Annotated in this window: 23 protein-coding genes; all 23 read right to left on the bottom strand. The window is 29.3% G+C overall.

Going from position 1 to position 23,364, the window contains the following annotated elements; genetic code table 11:
- Positions 1-2: 2 nt before the first annotated feature.
- Positions 3-872 (bottom strand): ABC transporter permease, encoded by an 870-nt coding sequence (locus HNP35_RS17945; RefSeq protein ID WP_184165450.1) that lies wholly within the window; start codon positions 870-872, stop codon positions 3-5.
- Positions 873-1,015: 143 nt separating this feature from the next.
- The gene (locus tag HNP35_RS17940) at positions 1,016-2,983 is read right to left on the bottom strand and encodes a polysaccharide biosynthesis protein (protein WP_184165453.1); all 1,968 of its coding nucleotides are present in this window, start codon (positions 2,981-2,983) and stop codon (positions 1,016-1,018) included.
- 84 nt (positions 2,984-3,067) lie between these two features.
- Positions 3,068-3,952 carry a glucose-1-phosphate thymidylyltransferase RfbA gene (gene rfbA, locus HNP35_RS17935; protein WP_184165455.1) on the bottom strand — a complete coding sequence of 295 codons (885 nt, stop codon included), beginning with the start codon at positions 3,950-3,952 and terminating at the stop codon, positions 3,068-3,070.
- 63 nt (positions 3,953-4,015) lie between these two features.
- Positions 4,016-4,861: a dTDP-4-dehydrorhamnose reductase gene (rfbD, locus tag HNP35_RS17930; RefSeq protein WP_184165458.1), complete on the bottom strand. Its 846-nt coding sequence runs from the start codon at positions 4,859-4,861 to the stop codon at positions 4,016-4,018.
- Positions 4,861-5,409 (bottom strand): dTDP-4-dehydrorhamnose 3,5-epimerase, encoded by a 549-nt coding sequence (rfbC, locus tag HNP35_RS17925; protein WP_184165461.1) that lies wholly within the window; start codon positions 5,407-5,409, stop codon positions 4,861-4,863. Before rfbC ends, rfbD begins: the two co-directional genes overlap by 1 nt.
- 13 nt (positions 5,410-5,422) lie before the next feature.
- Positions 5,423-6,550 carry a DegT/DnrJ/EryC1/StrS family aminotransferase gene (locus HNP35_RS17920; protein ID WP_184165465.1) on the bottom strand — a complete coding sequence of 376 codons (1,128 nt, stop codon included), beginning with the start codon at positions 6,548-6,550 and terminating at the stop codon, positions 5,423-5,425.
- Positions 6,550-6,969: a WxcM-like domain-containing protein gene (locus HNP35_RS17915; RefSeq protein ID WP_184165468.1), complete on the bottom strand. Its 420-nt coding sequence runs from the start codon at positions 6,967-6,969 to the stop codon at positions 6,550-6,552. The genes HNP35_RS17920 and HNP35_RS17915 overlap by 1 nt, the downstream gene beginning before the upstream one ends.
- A complete protein-coding gene (locus HNP35_RS17910; RefSeq protein WP_184165471.1) occupies positions 6,966-7,931 on the bottom strand; it encodes an MraY family glycosyltransferase in 966 nt (321 codons plus the stop codon). The genes HNP35_RS17915 and HNP35_RS17910 overlap by 4 nt, the downstream gene beginning before the upstream one ends.
- Positions 7,932-7,940: 9 nt before the next feature.
- The gene (locus HNP35_RS17905) at positions 7,941-8,873 is read right to left on the bottom strand and encodes a GDP-L-fucose synthase family protein (protein ID WP_184165474.1); all 933 of its coding nucleotides are present in this window, start codon (positions 8,871-8,873) and stop codon (positions 7,941-7,943) included.
- 47 nt (positions 8,874-8,920) lie between these two features.
- Entirely contained in the window at positions 8,921-10,039 is a 1,119-nt protein-coding gene (gene gmd, locus HNP35_RS17900) for a GDP-mannose 4,6-dehydratase (protein WP_184165478.1), read from the bottom strand.
- A gap of 26 nt (positions 10,040-10,065) precedes the next feature.
- A complete protein-coding gene (locus HNP35_RS17895; protein WP_184165481.1) occupies positions 10,066-10,980 on the bottom strand; it encodes an NAD-dependent epimerase/dehydratase family protein in 915 nt (304 codons plus the stop codon).
- The gene (locus HNP35_RS17890; RefSeq protein ID WP_184165484.1) at positions 10,980-11,801 is read right to left on the bottom strand and encodes a glycosyltransferase; all 822 of its coding nucleotides are present in this window, start codon (positions 11,799-11,801) and stop codon (positions 10,980-10,982) included. The genes HNP35_RS17895 and HNP35_RS17890 overlap by 1 nt, the downstream gene beginning before the upstream one ends.
- 33 nt (positions 11,802-11,834) lie before the next feature.
- Positions 11,835-12,638: an alpha-1,2-fucosyltransferase gene (locus HNP35_RS17885; RefSeq protein WP_184165487.1), complete on the bottom strand. Its 804-nt coding sequence runs from the start codon at positions 12,636-12,638 to the stop codon at positions 11,835-11,837.
- Positions 12,635-13,705, bottom strand: coding sequence for a glycosyltransferase family 4 protein (locus HNP35_RS17880; RefSeq protein WP_184165490.1), 1,071 nt, complete (start codon positions 13,703-13,705; stop codon positions 12,635-12,637). Before HNP35_RS17880 ends, HNP35_RS17885 begins: the two co-directional genes overlap by 4 nt.
- Positions 13,702-14,475, bottom strand: coding sequence for a glycosyltransferase family 2 protein (locus tag HNP35_RS17875; RefSeq protein WP_184165493.1), 774 nt, complete (start codon positions 14,473-14,475; stop codon positions 13,702-13,704). The genes HNP35_RS17880 and HNP35_RS17875 overlap by 4 nt, the downstream gene beginning before the upstream one ends.
- A 21-nt stretch (positions 14,476-14,496) precedes the next feature.
- Positions 14,497-15,795, bottom strand: a complete 1,299-nt coding sequence (locus tag HNP35_RS17870) for an O-antigen polymerase (RefSeq protein ID WP_184165496.1) — start codon at positions 15,793-15,795, stop codon at positions 14,497-14,499.
- A gap of 273 nt (positions 15,796-16,068) precedes the next feature.
- Positions 16,069-17,184, bottom strand: coding sequence for a glycosyltransferase family 4 protein (locus tag HNP35_RS17865; protein ID WP_184165499.1), 1,116 nt, complete (start codon positions 17,182-17,184; stop codon positions 16,069-16,071).
- A 19-nt stretch (positions 17,185-17,203) separates the two neighbouring features.
- Positions 17,204-18,391, bottom strand: coding sequence for a glycosyltransferase (locus tag HNP35_RS17860; protein WP_184165502.1), 1,188 nt, complete (start codon positions 18,389-18,391; stop codon positions 17,204-17,206).
- Entirely contained in the window at positions 18,388-19,374 is a 987-nt protein-coding gene (locus HNP35_RS17855) for a nucleotide-diphospho-sugar transferase (RefSeq protein ID WP_184165504.1), read from the bottom strand. Before HNP35_RS17855 ends, HNP35_RS17860 begins: the two co-directional genes overlap by 4 nt.
- Before the next feature lie 4 nt (positions 19,375-19,378).
- Positions 19,379-20,251, bottom strand: a complete 873-nt coding sequence (locus HNP35_RS17850) for an NAD-dependent epimerase/dehydratase family protein (RefSeq protein WP_184165508.1) — start codon at positions 20,249-20,251, stop codon at positions 19,379-19,381.
- Positions 20,252-20,359: 108 nt separating this feature from the next.
- Positions 20,360-21,694: a flippase gene (locus HNP35_RS17845; RefSeq protein ID WP_221433472.1), complete on the bottom strand. Its 1,335-nt coding sequence runs from the start codon at positions 21,692-21,694 to the stop codon at positions 20,360-20,362.
- 136 nt (positions 21,695-21,830) lie between these two features.
- Positions 21,831-22,256 (bottom strand): adenylyltransferase/cytidyltransferase family protein, encoded by a 426-nt coding sequence (locus HNP35_RS17840; RefSeq protein WP_184165511.1) that lies wholly within the window; start codon positions 22,254-22,256, stop codon positions 21,831-21,833.
- Between the two features lie 36 nt (positions 22,257-22,292).
- Positions 22,293-23,360 (bottom strand): Wzz/FepE/Etk N-terminal domain-containing protein, encoded by a 1,068-nt coding sequence (locus HNP35_RS17835; RefSeq protein ID WP_184165514.1) that lies wholly within the window; start codon positions 23,358-23,360, stop codon positions 22,293-22,295.
- Positions 23,361-23,364 lie beyond the last annotated feature (4 nt).

Raw genomic sequence — 23,364 nt, 5'->3', positions numbered from 1 at the left:
TCTTATACAGTATCAATAAAACTTTTTTCGGTCTTGTTAAAAACCAATAATCCGCCAAAAAAAACAGTTAACGTAATTGCCATAGTATATAATAACCCTAAAACAGATATGTTTCCAGTATTTAAAAGCATATAGCGAGAAGTTTCTATCACATAAGCTAACGGATTATATTGTACAATCCAGCCAAATCTTGGAAGTTTTTCTTTTATTAATTCCATTGGGTACATTACAGCAGATACATACATCAGCAATTGTATTCCAAAACCGACTAAATTATTTAAGTCTCTATATTTTGTTACCATAGATGAAATCAACATTCCTAAGCCAAGACCAAGAATTCCCATAAATGCGATTAATACTGGAAAAAAGAATATTGCCGCATTTAAGCTTAAATTTGTACCTTGAAAGTAATAGAAAATATAGAAGAAAATAAAAATTCCAAATTGAATTCCGAACTTTATTAAATTTGAAATTACTACTGATAAAGGAGTTATAATTCTCGGAAAATAAACTTTTCCAAATATAGCCGCATTAGACTTAAAAGTATCTGAAGTTGCGCTAAGACAAGATGTAAAATAATTCCACACCATTATTCCGGCTAGATTAAACAAAAATGGAGGAATAGATCCAGTTTTAATTCCGGCAACATTATTAAAAATAATCGTAAATGTTATTGAGGTAAACAAAGGCTGAATTAAATACCATAAAGGGCCAAGCACTGTCTGCTTATAAACCGTTATAATATCTCTTTTAACAAAAAGAAACAGTAAATCTCTATATTGCCAAATTTCTTTAAAATTTAGTGAGAAAAACTTATTCTTAGGTGTTATTTCAAACAGCCATTCATTTGTTTTATCAGCCTTATTATTCATTTGATCGATAAGAGGGAAGCGTTATTAAAAAAATTAAAAATTAACAAGATTTTTAACATTTTAGAATTTGTTTAAAAATGCCAAAAGGTGTTTTTTATAAAAAACACCTTTTGATTATATTTTGAATATATTATTAAATGAGATTATTTATCTAAAACCTCAAACGTCGAATTCATACTTTTAAATTCTGGAACTATCTTTTTCATTTTAGCTACTATATCATCATTTTCATAAAAATCAGCAATTCCAATAAGTTCATCAACATCAATATGAAGATTTTCATACTCATCCTGAATTTCCTGCGCAATCATGATTTTGTTATGATACGTTGGAAGCGTTTTAGAAGTATCATTTAATAACTCTTCATAGAGCTTCTCGCCTGGTCTTAAACCAACAATTTTGATTTTTATTTCTTTGTCAGGAATGAAACCAGCCAATTTAATCATTTTCTTAGCTAAGTCGATAATTCGAACAGGTTTACCCATATCGAAAATATAGATTTCTCCACCGTTACCCATTGCTCCAGCTTCTAATACCAGCTGACAAGCTTCTGGAATGGTCATAAAATAACGAATAATATCTTGATGTGTGATGGTTACTGGACCACCTTCTGCAATTTGTTTAGTAAATAGCGGCACAACAGAACCATTTGAACCTAAAACATTTCCAAAACGAGTTGTGATAAATTTGGTACCACCTTCTACATTTTCTTTTTGATTTTTTAGGAACAATGATTGAACATATTTTTCAGCGATTCTTTTGCTGGCTCCCATTACGTTACTAGGATTTACCGCTTTATCTGTAGAAACCATTACAAATTTCTTTACACGATATTTGCATGCCAAATCTGCTAGATTTTTTGTTCCTTTTATATTGGTTTGAATGGCCTGAGAAGGATTTTCCTCCATAAGAGGTACGTGTTTATAAGCCGCAGCATGGAAAACAACATGCGGATTGTAATTTTTAAACACTTTTTCTAATGCCTTTTTACTTCTAACATCTGCAATAACTGCTACGATTTTAGTATTTACATTCATGCTTTGTGTTTCTAAGCATAAATTATGCAAAGGTGTTTCGGCATGATCAACAACAATAACATTTTTAGGATTAAAATTTAAAACCTGTCTTACAATTTCACTTCCAATAGAACCCGCAGCTCCGGTAATTAAAATTGTTTTATCTTTTAATTGTTTAGAAATTGATTTACTATCTAAAACTATCGGTTTTCTCTCTAGTAAATCTTCAATTTGGATATTTTTTACCTTTTGAGAAATTTCTTTTTGATTTTCCCAATCCGAAATCAACGGAACGGTATATACTCTATAATTGAATTCTAAACACTGATCAACAATGATAAGCTGTTCATCTTTCGTTAAACTTTTATCTGCAATAATCACTCCTTCTGCAGCAACAGATCGCATAAGAGCCGGAAGTTTTTTTCGTAAAATTAAAATTGGAAGATCCAGCATACGCTTAGATGCATTCTGATTGTTTTTATCTACAAAACCAACAATTTTAAATCGAGAAGGAGTTTCAAATTTTAACGCATTTGCTACAGATATTGCATTTGCATCTGTACCATAGATTACGGTTCTAACCAATTTAGTTGTTGCTTTTTCTGAAAAATACATTTCAAAAGTCTGCTTTACTATTACACGATATAAAAATAGTCCACAAAAAGAAAGAACTAAGTTGATGAAAAGTGCTGTATTTAAAAAGGCTTTATGACCAGAATATAATTCGAAAACTAAATTAATAAACAAGAAAAAAACCAAAACTGACATCTGAGAAAACAAAAGTTTTATCGCATCTATATATGATGAATGTCTAATAATTCCTGAATAAGTTCTAAAAAGCCAAAAGAAAAATATGTTAACTAGAATTAAACTTCCAACAAAATAAAAATCGTGTGACGTAATAATATAACCTATCGCAGTCCCTTCGAAAAGCAAATAAGTAAAAGAGAATGAGAAAAACAAAACCATTACATCAATAGCAATAATAATCCACCTAGGCAGATAACTCAAATTATTGATATTTGCCCTAAGATTTCGTGGCGAAAAAGTTTTATATAACAAAGATGTTATATTATTTGGTTTGTCTGTATTCAATTGAGCTATATTTAAGTCAGTAAAATTTGAACTTTATACAAAAATACAAATTAAAGGTTTTAAACAATTACTTAGAGGGCCAAATTAAATTTTAACACCTTTTTTCTTTTGTTTTAAAAATTCAATCAAATATGTTCCATAGCCTGATTTAAGCAATGGTTGTGCTAGCTCTTCAAGGCGATTATCATCGATAAAACCTTGTCTCCATGCAATTTCTTCAATACAACCAACTTTTAATCCTTGTCTTTCTTCTAAAACCTGAACAAATTGTCCTGCTTGCATTAAACTATTAAAAGTTCCCGTATCTAACCAAGCAGTTCCTCTACTTAATATACCAACTTTTAATTGTCCTTTTTGAAGATATACTTTATTTACATCAGTGATTTCATATTCTCCTCTAGCACTTGGTTTAATATTTTTTGCAATTTCTACAACCGAATTATCATAGAAATATAAACCCGGAACTGCGTAATTTGATTTTGGTTCTAATGGTTTCTCTTCAATTGAAATAGCATTTTTGTTTTCATCAAATTCTACCACTCCATACCTTTCAGGATCTGCAACATGGTATGCAAAAACAACGCCTCCATTCGGATCAACATTATCTTTTAAGAGTTGTTGCATATTTGTACCGAAGAAAATGTTGTCTCCAAGCACTAAAGCTACTTTATCTTTTCCGATAAATTCTTCACCAATCACAAAAGCTTGAGCTAATCCATTAGGATTTGGTTGTTCAGCGTAACTAAACTTGCACCCAATTGTACTCCCATCTCCAAGAAGTTTCTTAAAATGCGGCAAATCATGAGGTGTTGAAATAATTAAAATTTCATTTATTCCAGCCATCATTAAAGTTGACAATGGATAATAAATCATTGGTTTATCATAAACCGGCATTAATTGTTTGCTTACCGCTAAAGTTAAAGGATGCAATCTAGTTCCAGAACCTCCAGCTAATATAATTCCTTTCATAAAATTTGATTTTTGATTTTAAAGTTCCATTCAAAATTTAATCTGAGCTATTAAATCATTTTTCTAAACAAACATTTTCTTCAAACTTTCTTTATAAGTTGGAATATGTAGATGATAATTCGATTTTATTTTTGTTTTGTCCAATAACGAAAAATTAGGTCGTTTTGCAGGAGTAGGATAAGACAAAGATGATATTGCTCCTACTTTACAATTATAATTTCCAAGTTCTTTAATGCTTAATGCGAATTCATACCAGCTAATTTCACCTTCATTAGAATAATTATAAATTCCTGAAATCCATTTTGAAGATTGAACTATATCAATCATTGCTTGGGCTAAATCAGCTGCATATGTAGGAGAGCCTATCTGATCATTTACAACATTTATTTCTTCTCTTTCCTGCATTAATCTTTGCATGGTTTTCACAAAATTATTGCCGAACTTACTGTATACCCAAGAAGTTCTGATAATAATTGATTCTGGATTTTCTTTTAAACAAGCCTTCTCTCCAGCTAGTTTACTTTCTCCATAAATATTTATTGGATTTGTTTCTGCCTCTTCGTTTAAAGCAATCGAAGAAGATCCATCAAAAACGTAATCTGTCGAAATATGAATTAATTTCGCATTGTTTTCTGCGGTATATTTTGCAATTAATGCTACCGCATATTGATTTATCACAAATGCCAAATCTTTTTCAGATTCAGCTTTATCAACAGCAGTATACGCACCACAATTAAAAATATAGTCAGGTTTAATCTCTTCTATTTGAGATTGAAGCAATTCTAAATTATTTAAAGTAGCTTTTGTTCTATCAGCAAATACCCATTCATATTGAGGATAATTAGATGATAAAACTGAAAGTTCACTTCCTAATTGTCCTGTTGCTCCAGTTATAAGAATCTTTTTCATTAGAACAAACTGTTACAATTTTCAATAAAAGGAAGAATCTGATCTTTCTCAGAAACTATAGCGTCTTCTAAATTCATTCCCCAATCAATATTTAAAGATGGATCATCAAATTTAATTCCGCCTTCTGAAGCTTTATTATAAAATTGATCACATTTATAAATTACTGAAGCTGTCTCACTAATAACTGAAAATCCATGAGCGAATCCTTGTGGAACTAATAATTGTTTTTTATTCTCTGCCGATAATAAAATACTAAATGCTTTTCCATAAGTTGGAGAATCTTTTCTTAGATCTACCGCAACATCAATAATTTCTCCCTCTAATACACGCACTAATTTTGTTTGTGCAAAAGGAGGATTTTGATAATGCAAACCTCTTAAAGTACCTTTTTTAGAGAAAGATTGATTATCCTGAACAAAATTAATATGAATACCTAAATCTTCAAACTTTGTTTTACTATAAGATTCAAAAAAATATCCTCTCTCATCTCCAAGAACAGTCGGTTCTACAATTAATAAATCTTTTATAAATGTTTTTTCGATTTTCATATTTTAGTAATAATCAGATAAAGAAATTATGTATAACTTCCTTAATTCTAATTTTATCTTTGTTTGTTAAATTTGATCCAGATGGTAAACACAAGCCCTTTTGAAATAAGTTTTCTGCAACTTTATTCCCGTAATAAGGATATTTTTCAAAAAGTGGTTGTAAATGCATTGGTTTCCATAAAGGACGACTTTCTATGTTTGCATTTTCAAAAGCAATTCTTAAATTCTCTCTTTCTACTTTTGTTTCTAATACTATTGTATTTAACCAATAATTTGAAAAAAAGTCTTCATTTACATTATCAAAAAGTTTTGCATTTTTAATTCCTTTGAAAATTTCTTTATAAAATAAGTGATTACTTCTTCTTGCCAGAATATTCTCTTCTAATATTTTTAACTGCCCAAGACCTATTCCTGCACAGATATTGCTCATTCTATAATTATATCCTAATTCACTATGCTGATAATGAACCGCTTTATCTTTAGATTGAGTAGCATAAAATATTGCTTTTTCTTTTTCTTCTCTTGAATTGACAATTAATACTCCTCCGCTAGATGTTGTAATAATTTTATTTCCATTAAATGAAATTATTCCGAAAGTACCAAAATCACCACATTTCTTTCCCCTATATCTACTTCCAAGTGCTTCGGCACTATCTTCGATGATTGGTATTTCATATTTTTCAGCAATTGCATGAACTTCGTCGACTTTATAAGGTGTACCATATAAATGAACTGCAATTATAGCCTTTGGCTTTTTACCTTTTAGGATTCTGTCTTTTATCGCAATTTCAAGATTCTCTGGACAGATATTCCACGTTTCGTGCTCGCTATCTACGAATACTGGAATTGCATTCTGATACAAAATCGGATTTGCTGAAGCTGAAAATGTCATACTTTGACATATTACTTCATCTCCATCTTTAACACCTGATAGTATTAATGCTAGATGTATAGCAGATGTTCCAGAATTTAATGCTGCTACATATGATTCTTTTCCAAAATAACTTTGAAGTTCATTTTCAAATTCATTTACGTTTGGTCCTCCAGAAGTAATCCAATTTGAATTTAAAGCTTTTTGAATGTATTCTTGTTCAAAACCACTTTCTTTAGATAACGACAAATAAATTCTATCTTTATCCATTATATTTGCCAATAGTCTGATGGATAACGTACATCATCTTCATTTACGTTTGCTAACGGTAATGTAGAAAATGATATTAATTTCGAATTTTCTTCTAAAGATTCCACCGCATTTGCATAACCTGCAGGAATATGAATAACTTTACTATCTAACTCAGAAACTAAAACGGATTCTATGATCAAATCTTTAGAAGGATTTTCCCAATCATCAATTTGAACAAAATGAATTTTAAAAGATCCTGAAAGACAATAAAAATTTTTCGAATCTAATTTATGCCCTTGCCACGCACGCACCGGATTTTGTTGAGAGTTACTTATAATATAAAACCTTTCGATATTAGAAAAATCAAAATCATTTACAAAGGCAATACTACCTCTTTGGTCTTCAAATCTTCCTCCTTGGATTACTTTCGGTTTCATACTCTTAATTTTAAATTGCTTCTATTTAACAAATAAAACTTTAATGTATAAATGATAAGTAAGGGCAAAATGATAATTAAAAAAATGATTCCATCATTGATTTTTTGATAAAGACTTACAACCAAAAACGAAATCGCAACTTGTGTTAATCCATATATTAAAGCAACTAATCTATGTTGCATTTTATATTCATTGCTTAAAATCTGATAAAAATGCAAACGATGAGCTTCAAATATATTTTGTTTCAAATACAATCTGTGAATAATTGTACAAATTGCATCAACGCCATATACGGCTAAGAACAATAACCAAATAATTGATTCTGTGACAAGAACAAGTTTTAAAACTAAGTAGATAACCCAAAAAGCTATCGCTATACTTCCAACATCACCAGCAAAGCATTTTGCTTTTTTCCTATAATTGAAAAACAAAAATATTAAGCTTGCAATCATTGCATATTTTATAAAGCTTCCATCAGTAAAAAGTTGGAGTTTTGTATTTACGTACAACAACGAGCCCATAACCGCTAGAGTATAAAGACCTGTTATACCATTAATTCCATCCATGAAGTTATACGCATTAATCAAGCCAATTGCTAAAACATATGCTATTGCAATACCCCAAATTGGAAATAAACTGAACAGTCCCAGGTCGAAAAAAATCAAGGTGATGGAAAGAAAATGAATCGAAATTCTTATTTTATTGGATAGACTTTGAATATCATCCCAAAAACTGACCAAACTCACTAATGTTATTCCTGTAAAGAAAAAATAATTTGTTTGGATATGTTGAACAAAATAAAGCAAAGCCGAAAACCAGAAAATAATTCCGCCTCCTCTTAAAGTTACCTCTGTGTGTGAACTCCTTTGGTTAGGTTTGTCAATTATATTAAAACGATCGGCTACTTTAAAATAAAGCAGCATAATGATCATTAAAATAATTCCTAAAATTGTATATTCCACTTTATGAAATTATTCCCAGTTATTATCTTTGATTTCATCATAAACTTTCTGAATACCTTCTTCCAAACTTGTTTTTGCTTTCCAGCCAAAACTATTCAATTTGGAAACATCCATTAATTTACGAGGCGTACCATCCGGTTTAGAAGTGTCTGTTAAAATTTCTCCTTCAAAACCAACTATTTTTTTAACTAAAATGGCCAAATCTAAAATTGAGATATCTTCTCCTACTCCAATATTTACTAATCCTTGTTCGTTGTAGTTTTCCATCAAATACAAGCAAGCTTCTGCAAGATCATCTGCATGTAAAAATTCTCTTTTTGGGCTTCCTGTTCCCCAAATGGTGACAGAAGATTCATTATTACGTTTGGCAGTAATAAATTTTCTTAACATTGCTGGAAGAACGTGTGAATTCTTTAAATCGTAATTGTCATTAGGACCATACAAGTTTGTTGGCATAACAGAGATAAAATTACAACCGAATTGATCTCTATAAGCATCACACATTTTTATTCCTGCAATTTTTGCAATAGCATAAGGCTCGTTAGTAGGTTCTAATTCTCCTGTCAGCATGTACTCTTCTTTTAAAGGCTGAGGCGCCATTTTAGGATAAATACATGAAGAACCTAAAAACATCAATTTCTTTACATCATGCAAATATGACTGATGAATCACGTTATTTTGTATCATCAGGTTTTCATAAATAAAATCTCCTCTGTAAGTATTATTAGCGATAATACCACCAACTTTTGCAGCCGCTAAAAAAACATAATCTGGTTTTTCTTCGGCAAAAAAATCTGCTACAGCTTGCTGATTTCTTAAATCTAGCTCTGATGATTTTTTAAGCACAAAATTGGTATATCCTTTAGCTTTTAATTGGCGTAAAATAGCTGAACCCACCATACCGCGATGTCCAGCTATATAAATTTTATCTTCTAAATTCATAATGATAATTCTATGTCAAGAATATAAATTATTCTGATTTATTTTAATTAATATCTAATTGCAGATCTTACTTCATTTAACATCTTTTCTCTTTTTACATAATCAAGATCAGATATCATCATTTCTTTAACTAATCCAGCCAAATCATATTTAGGAACCCATCCTAATTTTGTTTTTGATTTAGTAGGATCACCAATAAGTAAATCTACTTCTGTTGGACGGAAGTATTGCGGATCAACAGCAATTACTTGTTTACCAATTTCGATTTGATAATCAGGATTACTACATGATGCAACATATCCTTTTTCGTCAACACCTTCTCCTCTAAATTCAATTTCAATTCCAACTTCAGCAAATGACATTTTTACAAAATCACGTACATAAGTTGTTTCTCCCATAGCAATAACATAATCTTCTGCAACATCTTGTTGTAAAATACGCCACATAGCTTCTACGTAATCTTTTGCATGACCCCAATCACGTTGTGCATCTAAGTTACCTAAATACAAGCAATCTTGTTCTCCTAGTGCAATAGCCGCTGTAGCCATTGTTATTTTACGAGTTACAAAAGTTTCTCCTCTACGTGGTGATTCATGATTAAACAAAATTCCATTACAAGCAAAAATATCATATGCTTCTCTATAGTTTTTAGTAATCCAAAAACCATAAATTTTTGCTACTCCATATGGTGAACGAGGATAGAATGGTGAATTTTCGTCATAAAGACCTTTTTCATTTTTATTCTCAGCTAGTCCACCATATAATTCAGATGTTGATGCCTGATAAATACGGGTTTTCTTTTCTAATCCTAAAATACGAACAGCTTCTAAGATTCTCAGCGTACCAATTCCGTCAACATTAGCAACATATTCAGGAGAATCAAAAGACACTTTTACGTGGCTCATTGCTCCTAAATTATAGATTTCATCAGGCTGTACTTCTTGAATAATTCTAATAACGTTAGTTGAATCTGTCAAATCTCCGTAGTGCAACTTAAAATTCACATGTGTTTCATGTTGATCTTGATAAATGTGATCAATACGTTGTGTATTAAAAGAAGAAGCCCTTCTTTTTACACCATGGACCTTATAACCTTTTTCCAGCAATAGCTCTGCTAAATAAGATCCGTCTTGTCCTGTAATTCCTGTTATAAGCGCTACTTTCATTTTTATATTTTTTAGTTTTATATTTTTTAGTTTCTAAATGATTCAAAAGTTTTTATTAATCCAATTTTGGCATCAATCGGCAATGGCTTTCCTAAAGTATTAATTACTTTTTTATTACTTACTACATAGCTTTCTGTCAACTTTTCTAAACGTTCTGAATTTAAAGGCAAATGTAAGATGTCTCCAGTTTTTGCAATTGCTTTTATAAGGTTTGAATTTATATTCCATATATTGGTTTTCTGATTCAAGCTTTTCCCTAATATCCTGATTAATTGATTAGTCGATATAGATTCATCATCAGCCACATTATAAATTCCTGAAGGTATTTTTTGATTTCCTATAAATTCTTTAATAACATAACAAAGATTTTCAATACTTAAAAAGGATCTTTGATTTTGAAAAACTCCTAATGGCCAAGGTAACCCACTTGCTACAATTTTATATAATAAATTTAAATTTCCTTTATTTCCTGGACCATGTACCATACATGGTCTAAGTATATAAACTCTTTTTTCTTTAGGAAGTTCTTTATTTAAAATATATTCTTCGGCTTTTTGTTTTGCAATTCCATAATGAGTTTTGGGCATTGGAATTGTATCTTCTGTTAAAATTCCATCTACTTTATCTGCAACTGCTTTAACAGTACTCATAAAAATAAATACACTTGATTCTGAGATTAAAAAAGCATCAAATAACTGTTTTGTTAATTCAAAATTTGCATCATAATATTCATTTGGAACAGAAACTTTTTTCAAGTCATGAGCTTTTCCTGCTAAATGAACAATGGCATTACAAGCAAAAACAAATTTTTGGTTTGGAATAAAACGAATACTAAGTGGTTCTATTTGATAATCATCTTCTAAATATCTTTTAAGATTAGATCCTACAAATCCAGACAAACCAGTTATTAATACCTTTTGATTTGAAATACTTTCTTTCATTACCTCGCCATTTTAAAATAAATAAATTTAAACATAAAAAAAGGCAGTAATCTAATTGGGAGTTTTAACAAAATAACTTTTAAAAAATCAAAATAATTATAAAAGTTAATGTTTAAAAATTTCCTGTATAAATTAAATTCATTTCTTGCATAAGATATACCCCATCTCCTTTTTATAGCATCTGATTTGTTTTCTCCTAGTCTAAACCATAAAACTTCATCTGGAACATTTCCGAATTTGTAGTTTTTTAAATATGCTCGAACAAAAAAATCGTAGTCTTCTGGAAAAATTGAAGAATCATAACCATTTAAATCATTAAAAACTTCTTTTTTAAATAAAATAGTTGGGTGAGAAAATGGAGATCTAAACTTCAGTAGCTTTACAATTTCTGAGTGTTCGCAAGGCACTATTCTATGTGATATTACTTCATTTATATCTTTTCCAAATTCTGTAATTTGTCCCCCGACGATATCCAAATCTAATTCATTTAAGGCCTTTAACTGCTTTTCAAACCTATCATTAAAACAAATATCATCTGAATCCATTCTTGCTATTAATGAATTTTTTGCATTTTTTATTCCAATATTAAGGGCATTAGCAAGTCCTTTATTTTCAGGCAAGGCAATTACTTTAAAAATTTCTGAATAATTCTTTTCATATTCATCAATTAAAGAATCTAGTTCCTCTTTTAATGGTCCATCCTTAACTAAAACTATTTCATTTGGTCTTAAAGTTTGATTAATAACTGATTCCAAAGATTGCCTTAAAAAAATAGGATTTTCTTTAAAATAAACAGATATTACAACAGAAAAGTTTGACATAATCATTATTAATAAAATAGTTTTTTAAGATAATTAAATTTTTATTTCGTTAGGCAATTTAATATCTCTTCTATCATTTGGAATCCAAAATTCAGGACCAATAACAACACTTTGTTCATTATTTGATAAAGCACTTGCCCAAAACGAAAATGTGCTAGACGAAAGAATTCTATAATTAAATTTTCCGATCAAATAAAAATCTTCATACATAGTACCTCCAACAAAATTATACTTAACATTTAAATCTTCCATAATTCCAGCAGCATATTCTTTATCATCTGTCACAATATTAAATTCATCAATATTATGATTTTTCATCATAAACTGCATAGCTTTATAATAATAACTTTTAGGTGCTACGTCATTAATTCCTAGTTTAATAAAATCTCCTCCTCTAATATGTACTACACATGAGTTAATATTTTCAAAATCCTTTTTTATGAAAATATTTTTAAGAATTTCTATTTCAACATTTAAATCAGTTTGGCTTAAACAATTTTGAAAATATCCATCAACTAATAAAAATTTCTTATTAGTTTTTTTTAGAACTGTTTGAAAATTTTTATCACTAACAAAAGGGAATCTAGATAGCCTTAAAGGGAACATTCTTGGTATTCTATATTTTGTAATAATTGATTTTCGAAACTCAACTTCTAAGTTTAATTTTTGAAAATCAAAGAAATTTAAAAGTTCATTTTTTCTTTTAGTCTCGTACTTACCTAAATAGCTTATATCGCAGATGATTTTTTTTGCATTATTTTTTTCTGCAAGTAACAATGCTGCACCAAGCATAAATATTTGGTTTCCTAAACCTCCCGCTAAACGAATAGAAATCATATCAAATTTTTATAAAAAGTAACAAATTCATTTGAAAAAAGTTTTAATGAAGAATGATTATCTTCATAATAGCGATATCCATTTATTATTAATGAATCCCTTAATTTTTGATCTGTTAAAACTTTTTCTATAAGATGTGCTGCGTGATCTATATTAGAATTATTAAAAACTAAACCAGTATCTTCGTTTCTAAGAATATCTTCTACTCCAAAGAAATCATTTGAAACTACAGGTGTCTTTAGCATCATCGCTTCTAAAATTGTAATAGGGAAACCTTCTTGTTTTGAACTAAATAATAATAAATCTGAATTGCTTAAAATTTGCTTTGTTTCCAAATTTTCTTTTTGACCAAGAAAGTATAATTTATCGGGCATAAACTCTTGCGCGTAATTATTACATTCCTCAAATTGATCGCCATTACCTATCCAAATAAATTTTGTTTTTTCAAGTTTACATTTTTTTGCGATTTCAATAAATAACAAAGGTTGTTTTCTTTCTTCACATGATCCAACCATTACTATCTGATTAAAATTTTGTGTTTTAGTGGAAGTTATTTCGCAATGCTCTATTCTTGTATTTACTTTATTAACTGCAACTTTATTATTTATTTTTTTAACACTATTTAGCTCACTATTCGACAATACTGTTATAAGATCAATATTACTCAAAATAAACATATCAAAATACTTATGAATTATTGCATTTAGACCTTTAAGTTGAGTGTATCGCAAACCATGTGGAGTATATACAACTTTAATTCCATACTTTATACTATAGAGCGTGGCTATGAGTCCCGCTCTCTGTGTATGTGCATGAATTATAGATATTGAATTTCTAACAACTATATCATGTAATTCTTTTAATCGTCTACTAATTTCAAAAATCCTGTATCTCATGTCAAATTGCTCAAAATTGACTTTACAATACTTCTCCTTATCTTTTTCGCCAATTAAAGAACCTAAAGTAAAATTAACATTGATAGACTCTGTATTATTTACAATATTCTGAACATATTGTGCAACTCCACCCGATACTCCATCTAATGTTCCTATTAAAAGTATATTCATTTATTAAATCCTTTTATAGATTCTATTTTCTCACCAGAAACTAGTATCAATAGAATATTTTTCAAAAATCTTTTAGTATGTCTAATAACATAGTTTTTTGATGCTAAGAATAGAGAAAAGTACTTTTTTTGTACTAGAAATACTTCTTTAGTACTTAGTTTAAAATTATCAGATGCTCCTCCAATCCTCATTGTAGTAATAATTTTATCAACATATAATAATTTTTTACCATTTGTGTAGAAAAATAGAATCAAATCATAATCTGCACAAATTCTAAAATTGATATCAAACAACTTGCTTTTATATAATTCTGTCTTTAAAAAACACGTTGGATGATTTAAAGTCATATCTGTTTTCAAAGCTGAAATTGATGGGTATATGATTTTAAACTGATTTGTTTCTGGATTAAAAAATTTCATATTCCCATAGAGAACATCTGGAGAATTATTATTCTGATAGGCCGTAACAATATTTTCAATACTTGTATTATCGCTGTAAAAATCATCCGAATTAATGAGACCTACCAATTCCCCAGTTGCTTTTAGAATTCCTTTATTCATGGCATCGTAAATACCATGATCTTTTTCACTTACCCAGTAAGCTAATCTGTCTTCATATTTCTTAATGATATCAATAGTTTTATCCTTGGAGCCACCATCAATTATTATATATTCAATATTTTTATGTGTCTGATTTAAAACACTTTGAATTGTCTGCTCTAGAAATTTCTCTCCATTAAAAACAACAGTAACAACACTTACTTTTATCATCTTAAATTATACGTAATAAATTTATTTACAATCAAACTTATGTTTATTTACTTTTCTACCAATATAAAGTAAGATCATCAATGCTAAAAATACAATATGTGATTGAAGCATACTTTGAAATAATGAAAAAATAAAAACAAACATAAAAAACAAGACTATTAGGAAATCAAAAATATAGTTTGTTTTTTTAAATTTTGCATAATAAAACCCCATAAAAACTCCTATAAGCAAGGGAATAAAGAAAACAAAAAACTCTCTGCCATCTGCATAAAGTGTAAATAGCATTGTATAAAAGGCGTTATGATATATAGGATATCCATTTCTATCGTATCCGGTTTCTACGGGTAAATGATGATCTTTTACCATGTATGAATAATGAGAATCATAGGTTGGAGAAAATCTTCTAATGAATAACGTAGATACATAATCCATTCCTCCCAATGTTCCCATACCATAACTCATATTGTTATTTAATTTAGAGGAGGGATCATCAAGCTCGTTACTTAACAAAGTAAATCCAACTGTGTGATACTCAAATATACTTTTGTACAAAACATTCCCGAAATTACTTTCTCTCAAGCCTCCCACAACAAGTAAAATTAGGGTAAATGTTAGTATTATTTTTTTAAATTTGGTTTTGATTGCTTTACTTTTAGTAGGATTTAGTATGAAAGCAATAAATGTCATCATTAAAATATAATAAAGACCAAATCTTCCTAAACGCATTGTTGACTCTAAAAACATAAGAAGAGAACCAACATAAAATATTTTTTTTTCGCCTTTGAAAATAAATAAATATACTCCAACTAGTAAATAAAATAGAATATACGGACTTATTGTTAAACTATATAAAATCTCCAAATATGGATTGCCAAATAAAATACCTTCATTATCCCCATCTGAAAAAGTAAGTCCTCTATAACCTTCAACTCCTTTAGTTGCAAGTATATAAATAGCCTTTAAAAAAAAGAATAATACTATAGGAAGAACAATTTTATATGTCTTATCAAATATTTTTTTTATTTTATTTTCAAAAATATCATCTTTAAATTTATACAATTCTTTATGATATTTTCTTCCGCTACATATAAAAACTCCAAAAAAACTTCCAAATAGCAAACCGCTATTTAACAGAAAAACCAAGAGAAGAACATATTCATCAGGTTTATATAGATCTGTTAATCCTGCATACGAAATAACAACCCAAAAAGCCCACCATAATATAATTATACTAAGAGGGTTTAATAGTTTTTTAAAAATTATCTTTAAAAATATAATATATAAGATATTTATTAAAGAAAATAAAAAAATTACTAACATTATAAAGCTTGACTGATTAATTCATCTAAAATATCATAAAATGAAAATTATAATTCCAATCTAAAACTCTATTTTTACTGAAATATAATTGATAAGATTTAACAACTTCATTTGACCTAACTATTTTGAATCATTAATCAAGTCTCTATCAATATATTAATTTCTGAAATACATATAGAGCTTTAGCTCTTAAAGGAATAATTTTACTTTTACTTAATTCTAGCTTCTAGTAAATATATTAACTGTAAGTTTAATTATTTATCACTACAGTTTTCAAATATTTTTCTGTTGAAAAATGCTTTTATAAACTTCGGCTGTCTGGAATGCTGTTTTTTCCCAGGAAAAAAATTTAAGCCTTTCTTTTCCATCTTGGATTAGTTTAGTTCTTAATGTTTCATCATTTAAAACATTCTTTACAGCATTTTTAATTGAATTTTCATCATTTGGATCGAAGTATTGAGCTGCATTACCTGCAATCTCGGGCAAAGAACTTGTATTGCTACACACTAAAGGACATTCACTTGCAAATGCTTCTAAAATCGGAATTCCAAATCCTTCATATAGTGATGGAAACACAAATAATTTTGCATGTTTGTAAAAGTATGCTAAATTAAAATCACTTAAATCATATTGAAAAACTTGATTTGAAATATTAAGATTTGCAAAAAAAGTCATTTCATCTGCGCTAAATTTACCTCCACCTGCACATAAAAGAGAAAGTTCTTTATCATTTAATAAAATTTCACTGGTAGCACTAACAAATTTGTCGAAGTTCTTATAGCTTCTTCTAGAACCAACAAAAAGTAAGTACTTCTTAGGAATATCTATATCAATAACAACATTTGGATCATACACTAAAGAATTCCCTAGATATATCACTTTAATCATTGATTCTTCTAATCCGTAAATTTCTATAAGATCTCTTTTAGTGCTTTCAGAAACAGCAATAATTTTAGAAGCCTTTTCTATTAATGCCTTCTTATCTCTAGAAGTAGAATCATTTGAAGAAAACATATGATTAAATTTTTCGTGGATCATATCATGTACTGTCAATACAAATGGAGTATTACCAATATATTTTAAGAAAAAGGGATCATAATATGTAGGGTGGAAAAGATCAAAATTTTGCTTTTTTAATTGATTAACTGTATTTAACTGATTCACTACTGTCATTATTTTTTGTTTTCCCTTGAATTTTCGATCCAGAAAGAAAAATCTAAAAATAGAATTGTGATCTTTTGTAAAATAGTTATTATTTGAGATTAATAACGGTACCTCTATGTCAAAATTTTCTACAATTTTAAGTCTCTTGATAAGTTCAAAAATATATCTGGAAATTCCTCCATACTTTTGTGCAGTAAATATCTGATGATCAAAAAGTACTTTCATATTACGTATTCATTTTTGGCTATGAACCTACAACTAATGAAGTTATTGCAGATTTAAGTTCGTTATAATAATTACTTGTCGAATTGTGTTCTTTCACAAACTCATAATTATCTATTTGCATCTTTTTAATAGTAGCCCCATCTAGTGATATTGCCATTTTTATTGATTGCTCGATACCTTCATATGTTAATTTTTCTATCCAAATCTCATTAGCAGTTGAAACTGTTGTTTCATGGGAAATAATTGGTATTAAGCCACCGTTACCTACAACTGTAAGAACTGAAGGTGAACCTCCTTCTGAACAAGAAGGAAAAACAACAAATGAACATTTTTTTAATATTTCTACAAACGTTTCACTATTTATATCCAGAAATCCATATGTAATTATATTTTTATTTTCAAACAATTCTTTTCTGTAAACATTTACAAAATCAACCTCCTTATCGATTGGACCGCAAACATGAAGTGTTAAATCTGGATTATTAGAGAAATAATCTAACAGTAAATCTAAACCTTTATGAATCAATCCTGAACTGCCAAACCAAAGAAAATTTTTATTTGCTTCGACAGATCTTTGATTAATTAATTCTTCGGCATTATGGATATGATAAAATGGAGCTGGTACCGCAAGCACTTTTCCCTCATAATATTTTTTGAAAGAATCTGCACACTTATCATTTCCCAAAGCAATTATTCCATCAACCAGAGAAGTTTGATGGGTCCAAGTTTTTTCAACAAAACGAGCAGATTTTCCTAACCAAATTCCCTTATGATCATATACGTTTTTTATTCGTTGCAAAGTCGCATGATTTTGATGACAGACATGCATACCCGTTCCATAATAAATCGTTTTTATTTTTTTATTGTAGGATCCTTCAAAATATTTTTGAAAAACATTTCCAAAACCACATATAATATCATATTTCGATAAGTCTAATTCACTATTATACTCATAATTGACCACATCGATATTATAACCTAGTTCTGATAATATCTTTGCCCAAGATTTTGCCTCAAAATAGTTTGTATGGACAAATGAATCTTTTATAAAAGGGACAGTGATATAAGTCAAAAGTGCATTTTTCTTATAATTCGTTTTATAAAAATTTTTAATTCTCTTACTATTATTGTAAAGCAAATAGCCCGAACGAAATAAGGAAAAAAAGCTAGGAAATCTTTTTTTTATGTATTTTTTTAAAGAATTCATTTCGAAATAATATTCTTTACATATTTCGCGGTTTTAAACAAATGCATTTTCTTTAAAACATCTCTTAGTTTCTGATCCTTATATGAAGGAAGTGATTTCTCAAAATGCAATCTAGCATCATAATATTCATTTGGAAATATAAATGGGTTTGTTTTAATCTCATCTACAGAATCAAAATCATGCGATTTTAAAAAATGACTATCCGTTACATCTCCCGTGGTATGAGTTCCATCTACTCCAATGTTATGAATCATATTAATCGAAGGAGTTAAACAAAGACCATAATTAAACAAACAGGTATATACCCATTGAATATCCCACGTATTTAAAGTGTTATTATAAATTAAATCAAACATTTTCTCAAAATGTTTAACGACATACATTCGATCGCTAACAAATTTCAAGTCTTCAGGTTGCACTTCTTTTCTCCAAGTTTGCATTTTAACATCATATTTGCCCCATGCTCTTCTCCATGTCGCCCATCCCCAGATGGTAAAATGTCTTGAGTAGAAATAATCATTATTTATGGTGTCTCTTATATCGAGAAAATAATTTGTACCACTAATCATCATTATACGCTCATCATTTCGATGCTCATTTAACATTTTTTCACAAAACCAAAAAAAACTCAAAGTTGGCAAGCAGTCATCTTCTACTATAATTCCCATCTCTTCATTTTCAAAAAACCAATCTATAGCGCTACTTACCGCTATTTTACAACCTAAGTTTTTTTCACGAAAAAGAGTTTTTACTTCACAATCCCAATCTATGTTTGCTGTTACATAATCTCTTACTTGATTAACTTTATCTGTTTCATCTTTAACAGATTCTCTCGCACCATCTGCCGCAATGTAAAGCTTTGGAGGTTTCGCTTGACGAATTGATTCAAATACTTGAATCGTTGTATCAAGACGGTTAAAAACTAAAAAAAGGACTGGTGTTTTTAAATCTTGTGTAGGCTTAAATGTACTAATTTCTTCCATGATTTTAAATTGCTTCAAATTTACTTTTCTTTAAATCTTCAATGTAATCCTTTATAACCATTGTTGGCTTCCATCCAAGAGCCTCTGTCTTAGAAGAGATTACATCTGCTGTCATTCTATTTCCTTTACGTTCAGGAAGCATTATGATTTCTTTTCCAAACATTTCAGCAATTTCAAGTATGCTATAGGCTTCTGGGCTGCCAATACCGAATTCATCACCGTAACCATTTTCACCAACAAGAACTAAACCATTTATTATATCATCTATATGAGTAAAATTTCTTTTTTGTGTACCGGGTTTTACTATCGTCAATGGCTCATTTTTAAGCATTCTATCCTTGAAAAGAGCAATCAAAGTAGCATATTTTCCTGTTTGAATTTCTCTATTTCCGTACACATTATAAAAATACGTGATTGCATATGGTATATTAAACCATGCTCCATAATTCTGAACAAGTTCTGTATTAGATGCCTTAGTCCAAGCATATGGGCTTGCGCTTCTTCCTAGTCCCCCATCACCAAATTTTGTACTACTACCAGCATACACGATTTTAGCGCCTGTTTTTCGGACAAATTCTAGAACAGCAAAAATTCCGTCTTTATTAAATTTCCAAACTTGCTCAATATCGTCAAAACTTTGCTCTACTCTCGAATATTCTCCAAGATGATAAATAATATCCGGATTAAAATCAATAAGCTTATCAATATCGGCGGTTAAACCTTCGATATATGTAACATTATCAACATGATTTTCATAACTACCAGTAAAATAATTATCTAAAGAATATACATCATTATTATCATCTTTTGCTAATCTCTCGCAAAGGTTCGACCCAACAAATCCAGCTCCTCCTGTTACTAATATTTTTTTTTTCATTTAAATTATATATTAAATTTTGCTTATTTAAAAAATAAAGATTTTTATAACTAAAAATAGTTCTAATGTAAACTGAATACAAAACTATCCTTCTCAAAAATAGTATTACTACTTATACATTTTAAGAATATGAATAGGAAAAAAAGACTTCGTTTTCATTTTAAGTTGTTGATACAAATCTTTGTCAAATATATCGTATACATAATTGGCAAAAAATTGTCCAATTAAGGTAGCAATAGCAGATCCACAAATACCATAAATCGGTATCAAAACATAATTAAGGATTACATTTAATACCGCTCCTAACAAAGTTCGATAAAAGGCTTTTTTAGTTTTATTTTCTGCTGTTAAATATCCACTAAACGCGACACCTAAAAAAACAAAAACACCTGTCCAAATATGAATCATTAGAACACTACCTGCCTCGTCATATTGGCCACCATATAGAATTTCTACTATCCAATTACTTAAAAATGTCATTGGTAAGGCAATAATAATTGACATCCACACCATTAAATCGTATAATTTTTGAAGTCTCGAATTATACAATTCTTCACTTTGTTTTTTTGCGCTTATAATAGCAGGAAACAATGAAGAAGCTATTACCATTGGAATGAAATACCAAGCTTCACTTAATCTAATTGCTGCAGCATATTGACCGACTTCTTCTGGACCAAGTAATTGATTAATTATAACTTGATCAATCTTCATATAAATTGAAATAACTATACCACTCAAAAAAAGTGGCCAGCTGTCTTTCAATAAACTTAAAGCCGTTTCTTTTCTAAATCTAAAATTTTGTGTTTTAAACTGTGTTTTTTTTAAAAAAAAATAAATAAAACCTAGAGCTAAAACAATACTATCTGAGAGTATGACCCAAGCAAAACTTAAAAGAGATGCTTTATTTATAATCAGTATTATTTTTATGACACTGGAAATCAATAACGAAATTGTATTAGCATATACTACATACCGACTAAGTACTTTTGATTGGAAGTAAAAATCTATAACATTAAAAGTCTGAAACAAAGTTGCACTTGCAATAACAAAAAAAAGTGTATTTGTGTAATTATCATTAGACATAAATGCAACAGCAATAACTAATAGAACAATTGAAGCTATTGCTCCTATTAATTTTAAATAAAATGTCGTCCCTAATAATTCTTCTGCTCTATCTTCATTTTTAATTAATTCGCGAACGACTATACCATCAAGACCTAAACCAGCCGTAACTGCAAAAAGTCCAACAAAACTCTGCGCATAATTGAGCATTCCGAATTTCTGAGGCCCTAAATATCTAGCAACCCAAATACCAACAAAAACACCAATACTTAGTCTCAAAACCTTCTCTCCAAAGAGCCAAGAAGTATTTGAAAAATACTTCATAAATCCTTGATGATTTAATAACTCTCCTGATTTTGCTTTTAAAGATTTTATTAACATTTATTTTTTATTTTCTTCTGGTTCAATCAATCTTTATTAGCCAAACAATCTTCATAATTAACAACTTCATGAATCAAATTATACTTTAGTGTAGAATCATTTCAATTCTCCACTCAAAATTTTACTGCTGGTAATTTTAGATACTTTTTAACAATTCTTTATTAGCAACATCTCTCCTTAAACCTGAACTTGAAAATCGATGATCTCTAGCATTAAAATACAATTCTATGCCTTTTGATTCACAATACATTCTGCCAGTAAAGTCCTTTTCTCTATATTCATCTCCTACTATGCGCACATCTATTTTAAATGAACGCAATATATCTTCTAAATCTTGTTCTGTTGCATAAGGAACAATCTCATCCACAAACTTACAACCTTTTAATTGTATATATCTTTCCACAACCGTTTGTGCTGGTCGATTTTTTTCTGGACGATCTAGCGTTGGATCAGTTTGTAAACCAACTATTAAATAGTCGCAATGTCTCTTAGCTTCTTCCAACATTTTAATATGCCCAGCATGCAACAAATCAAACGCACTAAAAGTTATACCTATTTTCATATTTCAATTTGTTTTTTTATTAAAACACAGCATAAATTAAACAAAACTCTTAAAAATTCTTCGTATAATAAGTGCTAAGACTATTAAAAACCCTGATATAAACCCTCCAATTAAAATTCCTTTTGCTTTCCCAAATTTTTCTATTGGCAAAGGCAAAATTGGTTCATCTATAATTTGAATCAAGGGTGTTTCTTTTCTCAGTGTTACTTTAGACAACTCCGATTGCTTTACCAATTCTGTTAGAATAGCTGTATTTGCTTGTACGTCTACTTGTCTACGAACAGAAGGTGCCCTGCGAACATTAAGAGCAGGGTTTAAATTAAAAGTATTATCGTTAGCTACAGCTACTCCAGTTATAGCACCGTTTAATTCAGAACGAACAGAATCAACTTGATGTTCTAAAATTTCCATATTAATGCGAGCTTTTTTACTTTTGGTTTCAATGTAAAATTGGCCAACTTGTTTTGCTAATGCTCTACAAAAATAAAGTGAAAATAATTCATTATTAGAAGCTACGTCCATTGAAATAATAGCGATTTTTTTATCTTTCTGAGCGACTGATAAAGAATTTTTAGACAGACTTTGATATATTGTTCCTAATATACTATCATGCACTCGAGTAAAATATTTACGATCGGTATTAGGCAAAAAAACAATATTCTTTAATTTTGGATTTTTATTCCATTTATCTCTCCACTCGTTATTTTGAATATACATTTCTGCTAAAGAAATAACTTTTCCATTTACTGTAACTGGATTAAGTAAAGTTTCCTCTACCATTGAGCGTGATTTAAAAAGTTCTGTCAAATTTGAACCAGAAAATATACTTCCACCTCCTCCTCCAATATCAATTCCGAATGAACTTGCAAGTCCTAAAGCACCTCCTAATCCTCCTCCTGCTTTTTCATCTTCTAAGGCAAAGGTTAATGTTGCTGTATAAATTGGCTTTTTAGTTAATGAATACACGAAACCAATAATAGAACCCATTAACGCAACGAAAACAATAATTTTCCATTGAGATAAGAGGTAAAAATACCACTCTTTTAACTTTACTACTAATTCTTTTAATGAAATTTCATCATTAACAACATGTCCTTCTTCCATGTAT

The organism is Flavobacterium notoginsengisoli, assembly GCF_014207905.1.
GTDB classification, from domain to species: Bacteria; Bacteroidota; Bacteroidia; order Flavobacteriales; family Flavobacteriaceae; genus Flavobacterium; species Flavobacterium notoginsengisoli_A.
The sequence above is the reverse complement of the archived record's forward strand: the minus strand, read 5'-3'. Positions and strand labels throughout refer to the sequence as shown.